Here is a 17,469-nt window from a genome sequence, read left to right as displayed (position 1 = left end):
GCACGTGGCGGTGGGCACGCCGCGCCGGGCGTCGTCGCTGCCGAGGCATCCGAGCTCCCTCCGTCCGTCGGCGTGTCCGAGGATAGGTGACGCCCTCCGTGCGGCCTCTGTGCGACCCGGTTCGTCCGCCACCGCCCCATGACGACCTGGCCCGCGGACGACCTGGAGGAGACCGGCCGCGACCCGGCCCGGATCGCCCCCTGCGTGGGATGATGCCGACATGGCCGACGACGACGTCACCCCCGCCGTGTCCGCATCCCCCGCCGAGGCCTCGCGCCCCGGCGCCGTGGACGGGCGGTCCCCGCAAAACCCGTCCGTGGAGGGTGCGGCGAGCCCCACGGCCACGGCCGGTACGTCCGCGTGGGGGGAGGCCACCGCCCCCGCCGAGCCGGCTCCGGAGGACCTCCCCGAGAACTACCCCTCGGGATGGGAGGCCGACGTCGTCCTCCGCGACGGCACCGTCGCCCACGTCCGACCCATCGTGCCCGCCGACGCCGAGGGCATCCGCGCCTTCCACGCCCAGCAGTCGGAGGAATCGATCTACCTGCGGTTCTTCGCGCCGATCAAGGAGATCTCCGCGCGCGACATGCACCGCTTCACCCACGTCGACTACGACTCGCGCGCCGCGATCGTCGCGACGTCGCGCGACGTCATCGTCGGCATCGCCCGCTACGACCGGCTGCAGGACCCGAGCGTCGCCGAGGTCGCGTTCAACATCTCCGACCACTACCAGGGCAAGGGCGTCGGCTCCGTCCTCCTCGAGCACCTCGCCGCCATCGCCCAGGAGCGGGGGGTCGGCCGGTTCGTCGCCGACGTCCTGCCGCAGAACCGCAAGATGATGAACGTCTTCGTCGACGCGGGCTACGAGGTGTCCCACCACTTCGACGACGGCGTCATCGCGGTCGAGTTCACGATCGAACCCACCGAGAAGAGCAAGGCCGTACAGCTCGCCCGCGAGCACCGTGCCGAGGCGCAGAGCATGGCGCGCGTCCTCCGACCCGCCTCGATCGCCGTCGTCGGCGCGAGTCGCCGCCCCGACGCGATCGGTTCGCTCGCCCTCGACAGCATCCTCGACGGCGGGTTCGCCGGCGACGTCCACCTCGTCAACAGCGAGACCGACTCCGTGCGGGGCCTGCCCGCCCACTCCCGGGTGAGCCACATCGAGGGCGGCGTCGACATGGCCGTCATCGCCGTCCCCGCCGACCGGGTCCTCGACGTCGTCGACGACTGCGCCGCCGCCGGGGTCGCCTCCCTCGTCGTCATCTCCTCCGGCTTCGCCGAGGCCGGCCCCGTGGGCGAGGAACGCCAGGCCGAACTCCTCCGCCGCGCACGCGAGAACGGTATGCGCGTCTTCGGCCCCAACTCCTTCGGCGTCGTCAACCACGACCCCCAGGTGCGCCTCTCCGCGACGATCGCCCGCCACGTCCCCGCCCCCGGCTCGCTCGGCCTGTTCTCCCAGAGCGGTGGCGTCGGCGTCGGCCTCCTCGCGTCCGTCGCCCGTCGACGCCTCGGCGTCTCGGTGTTCGCTTCCGCGGGCAACCGCGTCGACGTCTCCGGCAACGACCTCATGCAGTACTTCATCGACGACGACCAGACGACCACCGTCGGCCTCTTCCTCGAATCCGTCGGCAACGCCCGCAAGTTCTCCCGCATCGCCCGCCAGCTCGCGATGAACAAGCCCGTCGTCGCCGTCAAGACCGGCACGAGCGGCACCGTCCCGCCCGGCCACCGTGCGCGTGCCTCCCAGGTCGGTCAGGCGGCGTTCCACTCCCTCCTCGCGCAGGCCGGCGTCATCCGCGCCGCCAGCATCCACGAACTCGTCGACATCGCCGAGCTCGTCGAGCACCAACCCCTGCCCGCCGGCAGCCGCATCGCCGTCGTCGGCAACTCCCTCGGCCTCAACGCGATCGTCGCCGACGCCGCCCACCGCGCGGGCCTCGAGGTCACCCACGGCCCCGTCGCCCTGCCCACCGGCTGCGACGCCACCGGTGTCGCCGCCGCCACCGAGGCCGCGTTCACCGACCCCGAGGTCGACAGCGTCATCGTCGCCGTCACCTCGCCGATGAAGTCCTCCGACGAGGAGGTCGCGAGCGCCATCGCCCACACCGCGTGGCCCTACGGCAAGCCGTGCATCGCGACCTTCTTCGGCCTGCGCGACGTCACCGAGATCATGCACCGCGCCGGCCGCCCCCGCTCCAGTGGTGGGCGCTACATCGTGCCCGTCTACAAGACCCCCCTCGACGGCATCGCCGCCCTCGGCGCCGTCACCCGGTACGCCCTGTGGCGGCAGGCCGACCACGGCGAGGTCGTCCTGCCCGACGGCATCACCAAGGGCGCCGCCCGCCGCCTCGTCGATCGCGTCCTCGCCGAGACGCCCGCGGGACGCGCCCTCCACCCCGAGGAGGTGACGACGCTCCTCGCCGCGTACGGCCTCGACGTGTGGCCGATGCTGCCCGTCGCGAGCCCCGAGGAGGCGGTCGACGCCGCCCGCCGCCTCGAGGGCACCGTCGTCGTCCGCTCGATGCTCCCGGCCGTCCGCACCCTCCCCGGCAGCGTCCGCGGCGGCCTCACCGACGACGCGGCCGTCGCCGCCGCCTACACCGCCCTCGCCGAGCAGCTCTCCTACGCCGACGACCCGATGCTCGTCGTCCAGCAGATGGCACCCGTCGGCGTCGCCACCCTCGTCCGCTCCGTCGAGGACCCCCTCTTCGGACCGGTCGTCTCCTTCGGCGTCGCCGGAGCCACGTCCGAGCTCCTCGACGACGTCTCCCACCGCATCCCCCCGCTCACCGACGTCGACGCCCGCGGGCTCCTGACCGACATCGCCTCCGCGCCGCTCCTCCAGGGCTATCGGGGTACCCCCGCCGCCAACACCGACGCCCTCGTCGACGTCCTCTTCCGCGTCGCCGCGCTCGCCGACGACATCCCCGAGGTTGCCCACCTCGAACTTCACCCCGTCAACGCCCACCCCGGCGGCGCCGACGTCCTCGGCGCCGAGGTCGTCCTCGCCCCCGCGAACGCCCGCACCGACGCCGGCCGGCGGGCCCTCACATGACCCGCCGCCGCTCGGGGGACACTGGGGGAATGAGCTTCTCCTCCCGCGCCTCGGGTGGGTTCCCGCCCGCCCTCGTCCGAGACATCGAACGCGCCGGGTACTACCCCGCGCTCGTGCAGGACGTCGTCGGCACCGCGCTCGCGGGCGACGACGTGGTCTCCCACCTCGTCCACCAGGAGACGACGTTCGACCACGACTCGGTCCGACGCCACGTCACCGTCCTCGTCCTCACCTCGACGCGGCTCGTCGTCGCCCACGCCGACGACCACACCGAGGAGGGCGCCCCCGTCGGTACCGCCACCGCGACGACGGAGAGCGTGCCGCTCGCCGGGGTGCGGGGCGTCATGCTCACGCACGTCGTCGCCGACCCGGCCTCCTACCGGCCCGGCATCCTCGGCCACGAGATCACCGTGACGATCGGGTGGGGTTCGGTCACGCGCGTCGACCTCCTGCCCGCGACGTGCGGCGATCCCGCCTGCGACGCCGACCACGGTTACGAGGGCACCCTCACCGCCGACGACATCAGCATCCGCGTGAGCGCCGTCGCCGACGGCGACCAGGCCCTCTCGCAGGCGGTCGCGTTCGCCTCCGCGCTGCAGGCCGCGACGGCGCGGTGAACGCCCCCAACGGTCCCGGGCCCGATCTCGCGGCGACGCCCGGCGGGGACGCGACGGCGGGGACGCCGGAGGACCTTCTCTCGCCCGCGCCCGCCTACGACGGCGGCGGCCTCGCGGACGTCCTCCCCTCGGTGTGTGCCGCGCTCGGCGTGCCCGACGTCGTCGGACGCCTCGACGTCCCCGAATGCGCCCGCGCCGTCGTCGTCCTCGTCGACGGGCTCGGTGACGTCCTCCTCCGGCGCCGCGGTGGTCACGCCCCGTTCCTCCGGTCGCTGCTGCCCACCGGCCGGTCGCTCCTCTCGGGCTTCCCGTCGACGACCGCGACGAGCATGGGCTCGTTCGGAACCGGCCTGCCGCCCGGTGCGCACGGCATGCTCGGATACACCGTCCTCGTGCCCGGCGCCGACCAGCTCTTCAACGAGCTGAGCTGGGAGGACGGCCCCGATCCCTACCTGTGGCAGCCCCGCCCCACCCTCTTTTCCGAGGCCGATCGTGCCGGGGTCCCCGTCACGCGCGTCGGACCCGGGTTCTTCGACGGGTCCGGCCTCACGAACGCCGCCCTCCGCGGAGGACGGTTCACGGCCGCGCACTCCCTGCCCGACCGGGTCGACGCGAGCCTCGCCGCCCTGCGCCGCGCACCGCGGGGACTCGTCTACCTCTACTGGGGCGACGTCGACAAGGTCGGCCACGTCCGCGGCCCCGACAGCTGGCAGTGGGGCGCGGAACTCGAGGCGCTCGACGCCGAGCTCCGTCGACTCGCCGCGTCGGTGCCCTCCGACACGGCGGTCGTCGTCACCGCCGACCACGGCATGATGACGTGCCCGCACGAGAACCGCATCGATCTCGCGACCGACGCCGAACTGGCCGCCGGGGTGCGTCACGCCGGGGGAGAACCCCGCGCGCTGCAGCTCTACTGCGAGCCCGGCGCCGCGTCCGACGTCCTCGCGACGTGGACGGCGCGTCTGGGGGATCGGGCCTGGGTCGTCGGCCGGGAGCGTGCGGAGGGGCTGTTCGGCGGGGTCGACCCGCAGATGGCCGATCGCGTCGGCGACGTCGTCGTCGTCATGCGGGGGGACGACGCGATCGTCGACTCACGCACGCAGCGGCAGGAGTTCCGCAGCCTCCTCGGACTGCACGGCTCCCTCACACCCGACGAGCTGACGATCCCGTTCCTCGTCGTCCCGCCCCGCGGGAGGTGACCCGTCGGGTCGGCCGCACGACCGATCCGAGGGTGCGGGTCACTCCTCGCCGGGCTTGGCCCCGAACATGATGTCGTCCCAGGCGGGGACGCGGGCACGGCCGCGCCGACGCGACGCCGACTGCTGGCGCGCGGAGGACGATGCGGAGCCGTCGCCGTCGTCGGCGGCCCCGCTCGGGGCGGGACGGCTCTTCGCGGGCGTGTCGGTGGTCTTCGCGGCGCCCGCGGCGGGGGCGGCGGGGTCGGCAGGCGCAGCGGGGTCGGACGTTCCCGAGGTGGCGGTGTCCTCGGCCGGGGCGGCAGAGCCGGGCATGCCGGAAGCGGGGGCGGCATCGGTGGCCGGCGTCGGGGCTCCAGCCTTCTTCGTCGTCCGTCGACGCGTGCGTCGCGGACCCTTCGCGGGCGCCTCTGCGGGGGCAGGCGTCTCGGCCGCCGGGGCCGGCGACGGCGTGGGGGAGTCATCGCCGGTCGTCGTCCTGGACGTGGCCGCGGGGGCCGCTGTGGGCGCGGCCATGTCGTCGTGCGTGGAGCGCGGTGTCTCGTGCCGCTCCGTCGCCTCCTCGGACAGCGGGGCGGACGTCGGGGCCTGATCGGCGGGGACGTCGTCGACGGTGGGGGCGTCGGGGTCCGGCGGGAAGGTGTCGTCGTCGGCGGCCGTCCGGTCGTCGTCGGCCGTACGGGTCTCGGTGGTCGAACGGGACCCGGAGGTCGCGGAGATGTCGCTCGTCGCCACCTGGCCCGTCGACCGTGCCGGGGACGTGCTCTCGTCGGCCGGGGTGCCCGCGGCCTCCGCGATGTCGGTGGTGCGGGGGGCGTCGTGCGTGTCCGTGGACCGGCGGTTCTCCCGCGTGGGGGAGGGGCGTACGGCGGCCTCGGCGTCGGCCTCGAGGGCGACGGCGGAGGCGGTCAGGTCGGAACGGGCCTCGGCGACGGCGGCGGCCGTGTCCGCGTCCGTGCGCTCGGCCGTGTCGCCCCGGGGTGTGGGCGAGGTCGACGCGCCGGCGTCGGTGCTCGCACGTGCCGCACGCGACGTGGCGTCCTCGGGTGTGGCGGTGTCGGTCGGGGTGGGCGAGGAGATGTCGGCGGACGGCGCGTTCTCGACGTGGTCGGCGGGAGACGGGGCGACCGCGGCGAGAGATTCCCGCGCCTGCCTGACGATCTCGTGCTCGGCGGGTTCGACCGTGACGGCCGCGAGGTCGGCGCGGGCGTCGGCGACGGCCTCGTCGACGTGACCCTCCGGGGCGGGCGAGACCGAACGGGCCTCGGGCGCGGGGGTGGGACGGCTCTCGGTGTGCGACTCCTGCGCCGTGCGAACACCCTGCGGGCGCCGGGTCGGGGGGAGGGTCTCCTCCTCGACGAGGATCGGGTCCTCGTGCGTCGTCGTCGTGGCGCCGGAGTGGGCGCGGCGCTGGCCCCGGCGTCGGTTACGTGCCCGGGAGGTGGAGCGGAGCGTCGCCATGAGGTCGGCCTCGACGTCACCGGTGTGCTCGGGGTGACGTCGCTCGTGCTCGGGCGCGAACGGAGCGACGTGCGGGACGTGCGGGACGTGCCCGGGGTCGCCGAGACCGTAGCCCGAGCCGTACACCCCACCCTCGGGGGCAGGGTCGGCCGCGTCGTAGACGGTGGGGGCGAGGGGGGAGTCCACCTCGTACGGCTCGGGGTCGTCGTCGGTGAGGAGCGAGGCCTCGCGGTCGAGGGGACGCACCGACATCGACGACTTCTCGAAACTCCACGAGGCGCGCGTGCGGTGACCCTCGTGGGTGTAATCGAGTTCGAGGACCCACCGGCCGTCGTCGTCGCGCCAGGAGTCCCAGTCGACGTCGTCGACGGAGACCCCACGCTCGCCGAGGCGGCGGGTGACGCGGTCGAGCAGGGTGGGGGAGCCGGAGGCTGGGCCACGGGGACGGAGTCGGCTGCCGATGGCGATGCGGGCGACGTGCTCGCGCTCGGCGAGGATCGGGCCCTCGTAGCGGCGGACCTTCTCGACGCTCCACCCTGCGCGCTCGGCGGCCTCCTGGGCGTCGGCGCCGCCACGGATGAGGGCCTGCACCTCGACGGGACTCATCGGCTGGTCCTTCGTGTGCCCGGGGATGACGTGTCGGGTGTCGCGGCGGAGGGCCGCGCGCAGTGCGGCGTCGATCGGCAGCGCGTACTCGGCGTCTCCGTCGGTGAGGACGAGGTGGGTCGCGTCGTCGCTGACGCCGGCGAGTCGCAGTGCGTGCATCGAGTCTCTCCCATCGCGTGGACCGCCACGTCGTGGTTCACGGCTGGCCGTGGGGGCGTTCCCCCGGCAGGGTGGGGGTGTGCGTGGGCGGTCGACAGTCCTGGTCACGATAGCGTGAGCAGGCACGTCCGCTGCACGACGTGTCCGAACGGAATGTCCGCGTGTGCCGGGCCGTACGCCTCGTGCGTGCCCGCCGGGCGGCGTCGACCCGCGGCGGGGTGCGACCCCGCGGCCGAGGAGGATCCTGGTGAATGCCCTGGCGCCCTATGACGCAGTCCTGCTGCTCTCGTTCGGTGGGCCGGAGGGGCCCGAGGAGGTGCTGCCCTTCCTCCGTCACGTCACGGGCGGCCGGGGGATCCCCGACGGGCGTCTCGCCGAGGTGGCGCATCACTACGACATCCGTGGCGGGGTGAGCCCCATCAACGGGGAGAACCGCCGTCTCGTGGCCGCGCTCGAGGCGCAACTCGCCGAGCGCGGGGAATCGCTGCCGATCCTCTGGGGCAACCGGCACGCGGCCCCGTTCACGGCCGACGCGCTGCGGGAGGCGCGTGAGCGCGGCCTCACCCGGCTCGTCGCGCTCGTCACGAGCGCCTACCCCTCCTACTCCGGCTGCCGTCAGTACCGGCAGGACCTCGCCGACTCGATGGTCGAGCTCGGTCTCGACCTCACGGCCGAGGGTGGGCGCGACGGCGGCGGCACGCTCGTCGTCGACAAGGTGCGTCCGTACGCCGACCATCCGGGATTCGTCGAGGCCGTCGCCTCCCGCACCGTCGCCGCGGTGCAGGACTTCCTCGCGGCCCACGAGCTCGCCCGCCCGCACCTCGCGTTCGTCACGCACTCGATCCCCACGGCGATGGCCGGGGCGTCGGGCCCGGCAGGGGACGAGTACGTCCGGCGCCACGAGGAGATCGCCGAGCTCGTCACGGCCGCGGTGCGCGAGGCGCTCGCCGGGACGACCGCCGCGGACGCCCTCGACATGAGCCTCGTGTACTGCTCCCGCTCGGGCCCGCCGCACCAGCCGTGGCTCGAGCCGGACATCTGCGACCACCTGCGCGACCTCGCCGACGCCGGGGTCGACGGCGTCGTCGTCAGCCCGATCGGGTTCGTCGCCGACCACATGGAGGTCGTCCACGACCTCGACACCGAGGCCGCGGAGGTCGCCGCCGACCTTGGGATCGCGTTCGTGCGGGTGCCCACCGTGCGCGACGACCCGGCCTTCGTCATCGCGCTCGCCGACCTCCTCGAGGAACGCGCGGCCGAGGCCCGCGGGGAGGACGTGTCCCCGGCGACCGTGTCGCCCTCCGGGGCCCTCCCCTCCCTGTGCGTCCCCGGATGCTGTCCCGACCTGCGCCCGGGCGGTCCCCGCCCGGCGCTCTGCGGCGTCGACAGCCCCGGCCCGGCCGACGACACCGACCCCGGGCCCGGGGGAGCGGCCACGTCCTCCCGCACACCCTCGTCGGCGGCCGGAGCCCCCGCCACCGCCTGCCCCACCCCGCTCTCGACGAAGGAGAACCGATGACCCCCACGACGGAGTCACCCGTGCCGCAGGAGGAGCTCCGGGAGCTCGAGGAGCTCGCCGTCTCGGTCGCCGCCGAGGCGGCCCGGTTCGTCGTCGGGAGTCGCGCGGCCGAGCTCGAGGTGACGACGAAGTCCTCCGACGTCGACATCGTCACCGTCATGGACGCCCGCAGCCAGGAACTCCTTGGGCGCCGGCTGCGCGAGGCCCGGCCTGCCGACGGGTTCTTCGGCGAGGAGGGGGGCGCCGACGCGGCCGCCGCGGGCGCGACGAGCGGCCTCACGTGGGTCGTCGACCCCATCGACGGCACCGTCAACTACCTCTACGGATTCCCCCAGTACGCCGTGTCGGTCGCGCTCGTCGAGTGTGACCCGACGACGCCGGGCGGGTGGCGGCCGATCGCCGGGGCCGTCGCCGACGCCGTGGCCGGGAGCGTCCACCACGCCCGCCTCGGCGGAGGTGCGTGGACCCGCGAACCCGACGGGACCGAGGCCCCCCTCCACGTGAGCGACGCGACCGCCCTCGCGACGAGCCTGGTCGGCACGGGGTTCGGTTACGACGCCGCCAAGCGGGGCCGTCAGGCACGCGCGCTCGTCGAGGTCCTCCCTCGGGTGCGTGACATCCGTCGCGGCGGGTCGGCCGCGCTCGACCTCTGCCACGTCGCCGCGGGCCGCCTCGACGGGTACTACGAGATGGGGATCAACCCCTGGGACATGGCCGCGGGCTGGATCGTCCTCACCGAGGCGGGCGGGTCCTGCACCGGCGCCGAGGGCGCCCCGCCGTCGACGGACTGCGTCGTCGCCGCCGCACCCGGCATCCGCGAGGCGCTCACCGGCCTCGTCGACGAGGTCGTCCTGATCGTCCGGAACGACTGAGGGCGCGGACGACCCGGGACCACGCAGGCGATCCCGGCGCCGCACGCGGCCCCGCCGTCGCGCGAACCGCCCACACCGGAGCGTCGAGATGGCACCGGTGACCCGAGGTGACCCACGACGACGCACGGGCCCGACCCCCGTCGGCGTGGGGGTCGGGCCCGTGCGCGTGTGCGGCGAGCGTCTCGCCCGTGCCGGACGTGCCGGTCGGGACGGTCAGGCCACCTGCGGCGCGTAGGGGCGCAGCTGCGGCACGTCGAGGTCGTGCTCGTCCGCGGTGCGGGCGAGGGACTCGAGCTCGCCGAGCCGGATGTGCGCGAGGTGAAGGTCCTGCTCCGCCTCGGCGGCCTGCAAGGATGCCAGCGCCTCCTGCGCCCGGTGAACGATCTGCATCTGGAGTTCGGTCATGACCCACCTCCTGAGGTGTCTACGGGGAGGCCTCGCCGGCGGGGAGGGCCCGGGTCGGGCCGTCCGGGATGCGGGCGGGGCGTGGACGACGTCCGCGCCGAGACTAGACGACGTCGGGGACCACTCGTGACCACCGCCGGACGACGATCGGGTGACGGCCCGGGGACTCCCGGTCGTCCGTCCAGGAAAAGCCCTGGTGAGCCTGCGGGGACACCGTTCGACGGGTCCGCCGGAAGACAGGTGGGCGGCCGGGGTACTCTCGCCCCCCACGATGGGGCACAATCCCGGCGTCGGAAACGTTGTGCCACCTGGCGCACGGGTCCGGTGACGGCCCGCGCCGGACCGTGTTGAAGAGATGACGAGGAGAGACGAGCCGGATGGCCACTGACTACGACGCACCCCGCAAGACCGACGACGACGAGCTCGGCGAGGACAGCATCGAGGAGCTGAAGTCGCGGCGAGTCGACAAGTCCGCCTCCAGCGTCGACGTCGACGACGCCGAGCAGGCCGAATCGTTCGAGCTGCCCGGCGCCGACCTCTCCGGCGAGGAGTACTCCGTCCGCGTCGTGCCCAAGCAGGCCGACGAGTTCACGTGCTCCCGCTGCTTCCTCGTGCACCACCGCAGCCAGCTCGCCAAGGAGGTCAACGGCCTGCCCGTGTGCCGCGAATGCGCGAGCTGACGCCGGACGGCGCGGCGGGCCGGGACGTCGACGGCGGTGGGCTCGGCATCCGTGTCCGACGCCTCGACGCGGAACTGCCGCTCCCCCGGCGCGTCCACGCCGACGACGCCGGGGCCGATCTCTTCGCCGTCGACGACCTCACGCTTGCGCCGGGGGCCTGCGGGCTCGTCGGCACCGGCGTCGCGATGGAGATCCCGACGGGATGGGTGGGCCTCGTCCACCCGCGCTCGGGACTCGCGGCGCGCCACGGCATCACCGTCCTCAACGCGCCGGGCACGATCGACGCGGGTTACCGCGGCGAGATCAAGGTGAATCTCGTCAATCTCGGCGCCGAGGAGGTCGTGCTGCGCCGCGGCGACCGCATCGCCCAGATCCTCTTCATGTCCGTCCCACCGGTGCGGTTCGTCGAGGCCGATGTGCTTTCGGACACCCTCAGGGGTGACACTGGACATGGCGACAGCGGCGGATTCGGGTCCGGGACGGGCTGATCCGCCGGTCCACAGCGAGGGACGGCACCCGGGGGTGCCCACGAGGAGGAGATCGACATGGCGTGGTTCCGCCGCGGCAGGAAGAACGACGACACGCAGGCGTCCGAACCTTCGGGCGCGGAGGTCGTCGACGCCCGGGCGGGCGACGCGCCGGTGGCCGACGCCCCCGACGAGATGGCTCCGATCGACCACGCCGTCGACGCCGAGGACGTGGGCCGGGGGCCCTACGACGCGGCCGACGTCACCGACCCCGAGGGATACGTCCGTCTCGGAGCCGTGTGGATCCCGGCGTTCGAGGGGCTCATGCTCACGTTCGAGATGGACCAGACCCAGAGCCAGGTGGCGGCGGTCCAGGTCGTCCTGGGCGACTCCACCCTCCAGCTCCAGGCGTTCGCCGCGCCCAAGTCCTCCGGGATCTGGGACGAGATCCGCACCGAGATCGCCGAAGGCATCGCCGGTCGGGGCGGCACGGCGACCGAGGAGCAGGGCGACTTCGGCACCGAACTCGTCGTCTCGGCGAACGGCACGCTCATGCGCTTCCTCGGCTGCGACGGTCCGCGCTGGTTCCTCCGTGGTGTCCTCAGCGGACGCGCGGCCCAGGACCCGTCGGCCGCGGCCCCGCTGCGCACGGTGTTCGCGCACGTCGTCGTCGACCGTGGTCACGAACCCATGGGGCCGCGCGAGCTCCTCGCCCTACGCCTGCCGGACGACGGCGTCGAGGCCCCGTCCGAGGCAGACGCACGCAGCGCCGACGACCTCGACCCCTTCACGCGAGGCCCGGAGATCACGGAGATCCGCTGACGTGAGCGGGAACCACCGATGAACCTGCTCCACCGCCTGCGTGACCGCATCGCCGGGCGCGTGCAGGAGCACGAGGCGCGGGAGGTCCGGAGTCGCACGGGGGCGCACGGCACCCCCATCGCCGACGTGGAGGACCGTCGGCCTGCGGAGGTGTGCGGCGTCGTGCGCAACCTCACCCATCCTCCGTCGACCGGAGGGCCCCTGGAGCTCGTCGTCGAGTTGTACGACGGCTCCGGCACGCTCGACGTCGTCTGGCTGGGACGCAGGTCGATCCCGGGGATCCGACCCGGGACGACCCTGCGCGTGCGCGGCCGCATGAGCCGCCGACGCGGCGTGCGGACGATCTTCAACCCCGACTACGAGATCCTGCCCACCTGATCGTCGCCCCGGCGGGACCGACCGGAGGGCCGGTCGCGCCCGGGTGCCCAGACCGAGGCCGGAGGCGGGGTGTCCTCGGTCGGAGCCGTCGACGCACGCGACTCGTCGTCGACCGCCGCGGTGGTCGAGGTGTCGGCGTCGCCGGGGTGGGGGGAGTCGGGGCCCATCTCGACGACACCCTCCGTGGTGAGGAGGAGCCGGGCATCCGGCGCGAGTTCGCCCACGGGGGTCCACCCCGGGTGACCGCCGACGCCGTGTGCTCCTCCCGACGTGTCGTCCTCGTCGTCGAGGCGCACCGAGGCGGGGTTGAGCAGCCGTGCGAGCTCGCGTTCCTTGTCGACGGCGGTGACGAGGATGAGCTCGTCCCCGACCTCGAGCACGTCGTCCCCGCTGGGGGCGATGGCGCGCTGCTCCCGCACGAGACAGGTGAGCACGGTGTCCGCCGGCCACGGCACGTCCGCGACCAGCCGACCCGTCCACGGGCTGCCCTCGGGGAGGGTGAGCTCGACGAGGATCGCCTGCGACCGGGAGAACTCGAAGATCCGTACGAGGTCACCGACGCTCACGGCCTCCTCGATGAGGGCGGTCATGAGTCGCGGCGTCGAGACCGCGACGTCGACGCCCCAGGTCGAGTCGAAGAGCCACTCGTTCTTCGGGTTGTTGACGCGGGCGACGGTGCGCGGGACGCCGAACTCCGTCTTGGCGAGGAGGGAGACGACGAGGTTCGCCTTGTCGTCGCCGGTGGCCGCGACGACGACGTCGCAGTTGTCGAGCCCGGCGTCGTCGAGGGCCGTGAGCTCGCAGGCGTCGGCGAGGAGCCAGGAGGCGTCCGGCACGCGGGAGGACTGGACGTCCTCGGCGTCGTTGTCGATGAGGAGGACCTCGTGGCCGTTCTCGATGAGTTCGCGCGCGATGGAGCGACCGACGCTTCCGGCTCCGGCGATGACGACGCGCATGGGGGTCCTTTCGGGGGGATCGGTCCGGCGAGCTCGGGCGAGCGGGTCAGTCCGGCCGCGCAGGCGGTTCGAGGAGCACGCCGGAGACCTGGGGGAGTTCGTCGGCCTGGCAGAGGACGTGGAGCACGTCGAGCTCCTGGTAGACGGTCGTCGGCGTGGGGAGCATGCCCCGGTCGAGTCGGGTGAAGTAGGCGATGCGGGCGCCACAGGCCGACTCCATCTCGCTCATCCGGTGGCCGATCCACGCCTCGTGGGCGGGGACCTCGGCGAGGACGACCCTGCCGCTCGGGTCGGTGTAGACGGGCACCGCACCGAGGGGGAGGAGCCGCCGCAGGATGCGGTCGGAGGTCCATCGCACCGTGCCGACCGTGGGGATCCCGAGGCGCTGGTAGACCTCGGCGCGGCCGGGGTCGTAGATGCGGGCGACGACGTTGTCGACGCCGTACGTCTCGCGCGCGACACGGGCGGCGAGGATGTTGCTGTTGTCGCCGCTGCTCACCGCCGCGAACGCGTAGGCGTGCTCGATGCCGGCCTTGACGAGGGTGTCGCGGTCGAATCCCACACCGGTGACGCGGCGGCCGTCGAAGTCGGGGCCGAGGCGACGGAAGGCGGCCTTGTCGCGGTCGATGACGGCGACGTCGTGCCCCCGGGCCTCGAGACTGAGCGCGAGAGCGGCGCCGACACGGCCGCATCCCATGATGACGAAGTGCACGGATCCCACGCTAGCCGGTGACGGCGAGGGTCGTCGCCACCCGTGCGCGTCCGAGGCCCCGGCGGGCCTACATTTGGGGGTGTGTCCGATCTGACCCGTGCCCTCAAGCGACTGCTCGTCGGTCGCGCGATCCGTAGCGATCGCCTGGGAGAGACGTTGCTGCCGAAGCGCATCGCGCTGCCGGTGTTCGCGAGCGACGCGTTGTCCTCCGTCGCGTACGCTCCCGACGAGATCTTCCTGACCCTCGCGATCGCGGGTGGGACGATGGTCGCGCTGCACAGCTGGCAGATCGGTCTCGGCGTCGTGTTCGTCATGGTCGTCGTCGTCATGAGCTACCGCCAGAACGTCCACGCCTACCCCTCCGGCGGCGGTGACTACGAGGTGGCGACCGTCAATCTCGGACCGCGTGCGGGCGTCACGGTGGCGAGCGCACTGCTCGTCGACTACGTGCTCACGGTGGCCGTGTCGGTGAGCTCCGGCGTGCAGAACGCCGCGGCGGCGCTACCGTTCGTCCGGGGCCACGAGGTGTGGGTGGCGCTCGGGCTCGTCGCGCTCCTCACGACGATCAACCTGCGCGGCGTGCGCGAGTCGGGCACGGCGTTCGCGATCCCCACGTACGCGTTCATGATCGGCATCCTCGGGATGACGATCTGGGGCAACGTGCGGGCGGCGACGGGCACCCTGCCGCAGGCGCCCAGCGCCGGGTTCGAGCTGCGTCCCGAGCCGGGGTACGAACTGCTCACGGGTGTCGCGTTCATGTTCCTCATGCTGCGGGCGTTCTCGTCGGGCTGTGCCGCGCTCACGGGCGTCGAGGCGATCAGCAACGGTGTGCCCGCGTTCAAACCGCCGAAGAGCCGCAACGCCGCGACGACGCTCGTCATGATGGGCACGATCTCCGTCGTCATGCTCATGTCGATCATCTCGCTCGCCCGCCGCACGGGCGTGCAGTTCGCGGAGAACCCCGCGACCCAGCTGTACCGCGACGGTGTCCCGGTCGGGCCCTCCTACGTGCAGGAGACGATCATCGGGCAGCTCGCGACGACCGTCTTCGACGGGTTCCCGCTCGGCGTCGCGTTCATCGCGATCTGCACCGGCATCATCCTCATCCTCGCCGCGAACACGGCGTTCAGCGGGTTCCCCGTGCTCGCCTCGGTGCTCGCCAAGGACGGGTTCCTGCCGCGGCAGCTCTCCCAGCGTGGCGACCGCCTCGCCTTCAGCAACGGCATCCTCATCCTCGCGGGCGCGGCGATGCTCCTCATCTTCGTGTACGACGCCGAGGTGACGCAGCTCATCCAGCTCTACATCGTCGGCGTCTTCGTGTCGTTCACCCTCAGCCAGATCGGCATGGTGCGGCACTGGAACCGGCGCCTCGACGAGGAGAACGACCCCAAGGAGCGGGCCCGGATGATGCGGTCACGCGTCGTCAACGTCGTCGGCGCGACGATGTCGGGCGTCGTCCTCCTCGTCGTCCTCGCGACGAAGTTCGTCCGCGGCGCCGGGTTCGCGATCGCCGCGATGATCGTCCTCTTCTTCATCATGCTCGCGATCGACAAGCACTACCGGCGCGTGTCGGAGGAGCTCGAACTCTCGCCCGACGCGCGGACGGAGCGGGCGCTGCCCTCCCACGTGCACGCCGTCGTCCTCGTGAGCAAGCTCCACAAGCCGACGACGCGGGCCCTCGCCTACGCGCGGGCCTGCCGGCCCTCCGTCCTCGAGGCGGTGTCGGTCGCCGTCGACCAGGAACGCAGCGACGAGCTCATCGCCGAGTGGGACGCCCTCCAGGTGCCCGTCCCGCTCAAGCTCCTCGACTCGCCCTATCGCGAGATCACCCGGCCGGTCACCGACTACGTCCGGTCGATCCGCAGCAGCAACCCCCGCGACGTCGTCACGGTCTACGTGCCGGAGTACGTCGTCGGTCACTGGTGGGAGCACATCCTCCACAACCAGAGCGCCCTGCGACTCAAGGCGGCGCTCCTCTTCACCCCCGGCGTCATGGTCGTCTCCGTGCCGTGGCAGCTCCGGAGCTCGGAGGGCGTGGAGGACAGGTACATCGGAGCGACAGGCGCACCGGAGACGGTGCATGGACCGGGAGGCGGTCAGGCATGAGCGACGGACACGACGCACGACGGGACGGGCGGGGGCGCAGCGGCGGCCCCCGGCGGGAACGGAGCGCAGGAGGCGATCGGCGTCGCGGGCGCGAACGGCCACCCGCCCCGAACAAGGAGTCGCTCGTCGGCGCCGAGGCGGAACTGGACCTCACCGACATCGCCCACGGCGGACGCTGCGTCGGCCGGGTCGAGGGCCAGGTCGTCTTCGTCCGCCACGGCATCCCCGGCGAGCGGGTGCGCGCCGTCGTCACCAAGGGACGGGAGGGCGACCGGTTCGTCTTCGCCGACGCCGTCGAGGTGCTCACCCCCTCCGAGGATCGCGTTGAGCCCCGCTGCCCGGTCGCCGTGCCCGGCGGCTGCGGGGGGTGCGACTTCCAGCACGTCACGCTCCCGCGTCAGCGGCACCTCAAGGCGCAGGTCGTGCGGACCCAGCTCTCGCGGCTCGCCAAGATCGACCGTGACCTCGAGGTCCGCCCCGTCCCGGGCGACACCGACGGTCTGCGGTGGCGCACCCGCGTCGAGTTCGCCGTCGACGAGGCCGGACGCGCCGGTCTGCGGCCGCAGCGCAGCCACGACGTCATCCCCCTCGCCGACTGCCCCATCGCCACCGAGGGCGTCGTCGGCACCGGCGTGCTCGACGCCGATTGGAGCGGGATGCGTGCCGTCGACGTCGTCGCCCCCTCGGTGGGCGAGCCGACCCTCGTGCCGATCCCCGTCGAGGACGACGTCGTCGTCGAGATCGACGGCGTCGAGGCGGGGGAGCAGTGCGTCGTCGAACACGTCGACGCCGCCGCGTGGCAGGGCGACTTCGAGGTCCACGCCCGCGGTTTCTGGCAGGTCCACCCCGGTGCGGCGGCGACGTTCGTCGACCACGTCCTCGGTCTGCTGCGACCGGAGCCGGGGGAGCGGGCACTCGATCTCTACGCCGGCGTGGGCCTCTTCGCCCGGGCGATCGTCGACGCCGTCGGCCCGGACGGTGCCGTCCTCGCGATCGAGGGCGACGAACGGGCCTGCGTCTCGCTCGCCGCGCTCACGCCCGACGTCGAACAGCTCGAGGTCCGTCACGGTGACGTCGCCCGCGAGCTCGCCCCCCTCGTCGAGGGCGGGGACGAGGTCGACCTCGTCGTGCTCGACCCGCCGCGCACCGGCGCCGGAGCGGACGTCGTGCAGGCCCTCGCCGCGCTGCACCCGCGGGCGATCGCCTACGTCGCGTGCGATCCCGCGGCCCTCGCCCGAGACATCGCCACCGCCGCCGGGCACGGCTACGAACTCGCCGACGTCGTCGCGTTCGATGCGTTCCCCATGACCCATCACGTCGAGACGATCGCGCTGCTCGTCCCCTCGGCCTGAGCCTCACGGGGGGCCGCGTGGATCGGTCGGCGGGTTGGGCCGCGTCGGCACCCGAACTGCGAGAGGATCGGGAGTGACGCGGTCGTCCGCCACGACGCATGTGATT

Annotated in this window: 14 protein-coding genes and 1 pseudogene; 11 read left to right on the top strand and 4 right to left on the bottom strand. The window is 73.4% G+C overall.

Annotated features, from left to right (window positions below):
* Nucleotides 1-220 precede the first annotated feature (220 nt).
* Genes MOPEL_RS12780 through MOPEL_RS12770 form a run of 3 tightly spaced genes read left to right on the top strand, consistent with a single transcriptional unit; the run spans nt 221 to nt 4,871 of the window.
* Nucleotides 221-3,055, top strand: coding sequence for a bifunctional acetate--CoA ligase family protein/GNAT family N-acetyltransferase (locus MOPEL_RS12780; RefSeq protein ID WP_009483285.1), 2,835 nt, complete (start codon nt 221-223; stop codon nt 3,053-3,055).
* Between the two features lie 29 nt (nt 3,056-3,084).
* Entirely contained in the window at nt 3,085-3,672 is a 588-nt protein-coding gene (locus tag MOPEL_RS12775) for a DUF5998 family protein (protein ID WP_009483284.1), read from the top strand.
* On the top strand, nt 3,669-4,871 hold the full coding sequence (locus MOPEL_RS12770) for an alkaline phosphatase family protein (RefSeq protein WP_009483283.1): 1,203 nt from the start codon (nt 3,669-3,671) through the stop codon (nt 4,869-4,871). Before MOPEL_RS12775 ends, MOPEL_RS12770 begins: the two co-directional genes overlap by 4 nt.
* A 39-nt stretch (nt 4,872-4,910) precedes the next feature.
* Here MOPEL_RS12770 and sepH read toward each other — a convergent pair whose 3' ends face one another.
* Complete coding sequence (sepH, locus tag MOPEL_RS18785; protein WP_009483282.1) at nt 4,911-7,094, bottom strand: septation protein SepH; 2,184 nt, start codon at nt 7,092-7,094, stop codon at nt 4,911-4,913.
* 247 nt (nt 7,095-7,341) lie between these two features.
* On the opposite strand from sepH, the gene MOPEL_RS12760 reads away from it, so the two are divergent.
* Both MOPEL_RS12760 and MOPEL_RS12755 read left to right on the top strand, forming a co-directional pair.
* Complete coding sequence (locus MOPEL_RS12760) at nt 7,342-8,613, top strand: ferrochelatase (RefSeq protein ID WP_009483281.1); 1,272 nt, start codon at nt 7,342-7,344, stop codon at nt 8,611-8,613.
* On the top strand, nt 8,610-9,485 hold the full coding sequence (locus MOPEL_RS12755) for an inositol monophosphatase family protein (RefSeq protein ID WP_009483280.1): 876 nt from the start codon (nt 8,610-8,612) through the stop codon (nt 9,483-9,485). Before MOPEL_RS12760 ends, MOPEL_RS12755 begins: the two co-directional genes overlap by 4 nt.
* A 213-nt stretch (nt 9,486-9,698) precedes the next feature.
* Here the strand turns inward: MOPEL_RS12755 and MOPEL_RS12750 are convergent, their stop codons facing one another.
* Nucleotides 9,699-9,890 (bottom strand): hypothetical protein, encoded by a 192-nt coding sequence (locus MOPEL_RS12750; protein WP_009483279.1) that lies wholly within the window; start codon nt 9,888-9,890, stop codon nt 9,699-9,701.
* Between the two features lie 377 nt (nt 9,891-10,267).
* Between MOPEL_RS12750 and MOPEL_RS12745 the strand changes: the two genes are divergently transcribed.
* From MOPEL_RS12745 to MOPEL_RS12730, 4 genes are read left to right on the top strand one after another with little or no spacing between them, the layout of a single operon-like run.
* On the top strand, nt 10,268-10,570 hold the full coding sequence (locus tag MOPEL_RS12745; protein ID WP_009483278.1) for a DUF4193 domain-containing protein: 303 nt from the start codon (nt 10,268-10,270) through the stop codon (nt 10,568-10,570).
* Nucleotides 10,558-11,058: a dUTP diphosphatase gene (gene dut / locus MOPEL_RS12740; protein WP_009483277.1), complete on the top strand. Its 501-nt coding sequence runs from the start codon at nt 10,558-10,560 to the stop codon at nt 11,056-11,058. Before MOPEL_RS12745 ends, dut begins: the two co-directional genes overlap by 13 nt.
* 57 nt (nt 11,059-11,115) lie before the next feature.
* On the top strand, nt 11,116-11,859 hold the full coding sequence (locus MOPEL_RS12735; RefSeq protein WP_009483276.1) for a DUF3710 domain-containing protein: 744 nt from the start codon (nt 11,116-11,118) through the stop codon (nt 11,857-11,859).
* Nucleotides 11,860-11,877: 18 nt separating this feature from the next.
* Nucleotides 11,878-12,237: an OB-fold nucleic acid binding domain-containing protein gene (locus MOPEL_RS12730; protein WP_009483275.1), complete on the top strand. Its 360-nt coding sequence runs from the start codon at nt 11,878-11,880 to the stop codon at nt 12,235-12,237.
* 296 nt (nt 12,238-12,533) lie between these two features.
* Here the strand turns inward: MOPEL_RS12730 and MOPEL_RS12725 are convergent.
* A pseudogene (locus tag MOPEL_RS12725) lies at nt 12,534-13,193 on the bottom strand (potassium channel family protein); the annotation flags it as partial.
* Between the two features lie 46 nt (nt 13,194-13,239).
* Entirely contained in the window at nt 13,240-13,905 is a 666-nt protein-coding gene (locus MOPEL_RS12720; RefSeq protein ID WP_040634615.1) for a potassium channel family protein, read from the bottom strand.
* A gap of 81 nt (nt 13,906-13,986) precedes the next feature.
* Between MOPEL_RS12720 and MOPEL_RS12715 the strand changes: the two genes are divergently transcribed.
* Together MOPEL_RS12715 and MOPEL_RS12710 are read left to right on the top strand one after the other, a co-directional pair.
* Nucleotides 13,987-16,011: an APC family permease gene (locus MOPEL_RS12715; RefSeq protein WP_009483272.1), complete on the top strand. Its 2,025-nt coding sequence runs from the start codon at nt 13,987-13,989 to the stop codon at nt 16,009-16,011.
* Entirely contained in the window at nt 16,008-17,363 is a 1,356-nt protein-coding gene (locus MOPEL_RS12710) for a class I SAM-dependent RNA methyltransferase (RefSeq protein ID WP_009483271.1), read from the top strand. Before MOPEL_RS12715 ends, MOPEL_RS12710 begins: the two co-directional genes overlap by 4 nt.
* Nucleotides 17,364-17,469 lie beyond the last annotated feature (106 nt).

It is taken from the genome of Mobilicoccus pelagius NBRC 104925 (assembly GCF_000247995.1).
GTDB classification, from domain to species: Bacteria; Actinomycetota; Actinomycetes; order Actinomycetales; family Dermatophilaceae; genus Mobilicoccus; species Mobilicoccus pelagius.
The sequence above is the reverse complement of the archived record's forward strand: the minus strand, read 5'-3'. Positions and strand labels throughout refer to the sequence as shown.

What these genes read in the sequence shown, in the direction of transcription:
- MOPEL_RS12755 (WP_009483280.1), top strand. Translation starts at nt 8,610, where the DNA reads ATGACCCCCACGACGGAGTCACCCGTGCCGCAGGAGGAGCTCCGGGAG.
- MOPEL_RS12730 (WP_009483275.1), top strand. Translation starts at nt 11,878, where the DNA reads ATGAACCTGCTCCACCGCCTGCGTGACCGCATCGCCGGGCGCGTGCAG.
- MOPEL_RS12780 (WP_009483285.1), top strand. Translation starts at nt 221, where the DNA reads ATGGCCGACGACGACGTCACCCCCGCCGTGTCCGCATCCCCCGCCGAG.
- MOPEL_RS12710 (WP_009483271.1), top strand. Translation starts at nt 16,008, where the DNA reads ATGAGCGACGGACACGACGCACGACGGGACGGGCGGGGGCGCAGCGGC.
- MOPEL_RS12735 (WP_009483276.1), top strand. Translation starts at nt 11,116, where the DNA reads ATGGCGTGGTTCCGCCGCGGCAGGAAGAACGACGACACGCAGGCGTCC.
- sepH (WP_009483282.1), bottom strand. Translation starts at nt 7,094, where the DNA reads ATGCACGCACTGCGACTCGCCGGCGTCAGCGACGACGCGACCCACCTC.
- MOPEL_RS12750 (WP_009483279.1), bottom strand. Translation starts at nt 9,890, where the DNA reads ATGACCGAACTCCAGATGCAGATCGTTCACCGGGCGCAGGAGGCGCTG.
- MOPEL_RS12775 (WP_009483284.1), top strand. Translation starts at nt 3,085, where the DNA reads ATGAGCTTCTCCTCCCGCGCCTCGGGTGGGTTCCCGCCCGCCCTCGTC.
- dut (WP_009483277.1), top strand. Translation starts at nt 10,558, where the DNA reads ATGCGCGAGCTGACGCCGGACGGCGCGGCGGGCCGGGACGTCGACGGC.
- MOPEL_RS12745 (WP_009483278.1), top strand. Translation starts at nt 10,268, where the DNA reads ATGGCCACTGACTACGACGCACCCCGCAAGACCGACGACGACGAGCTC.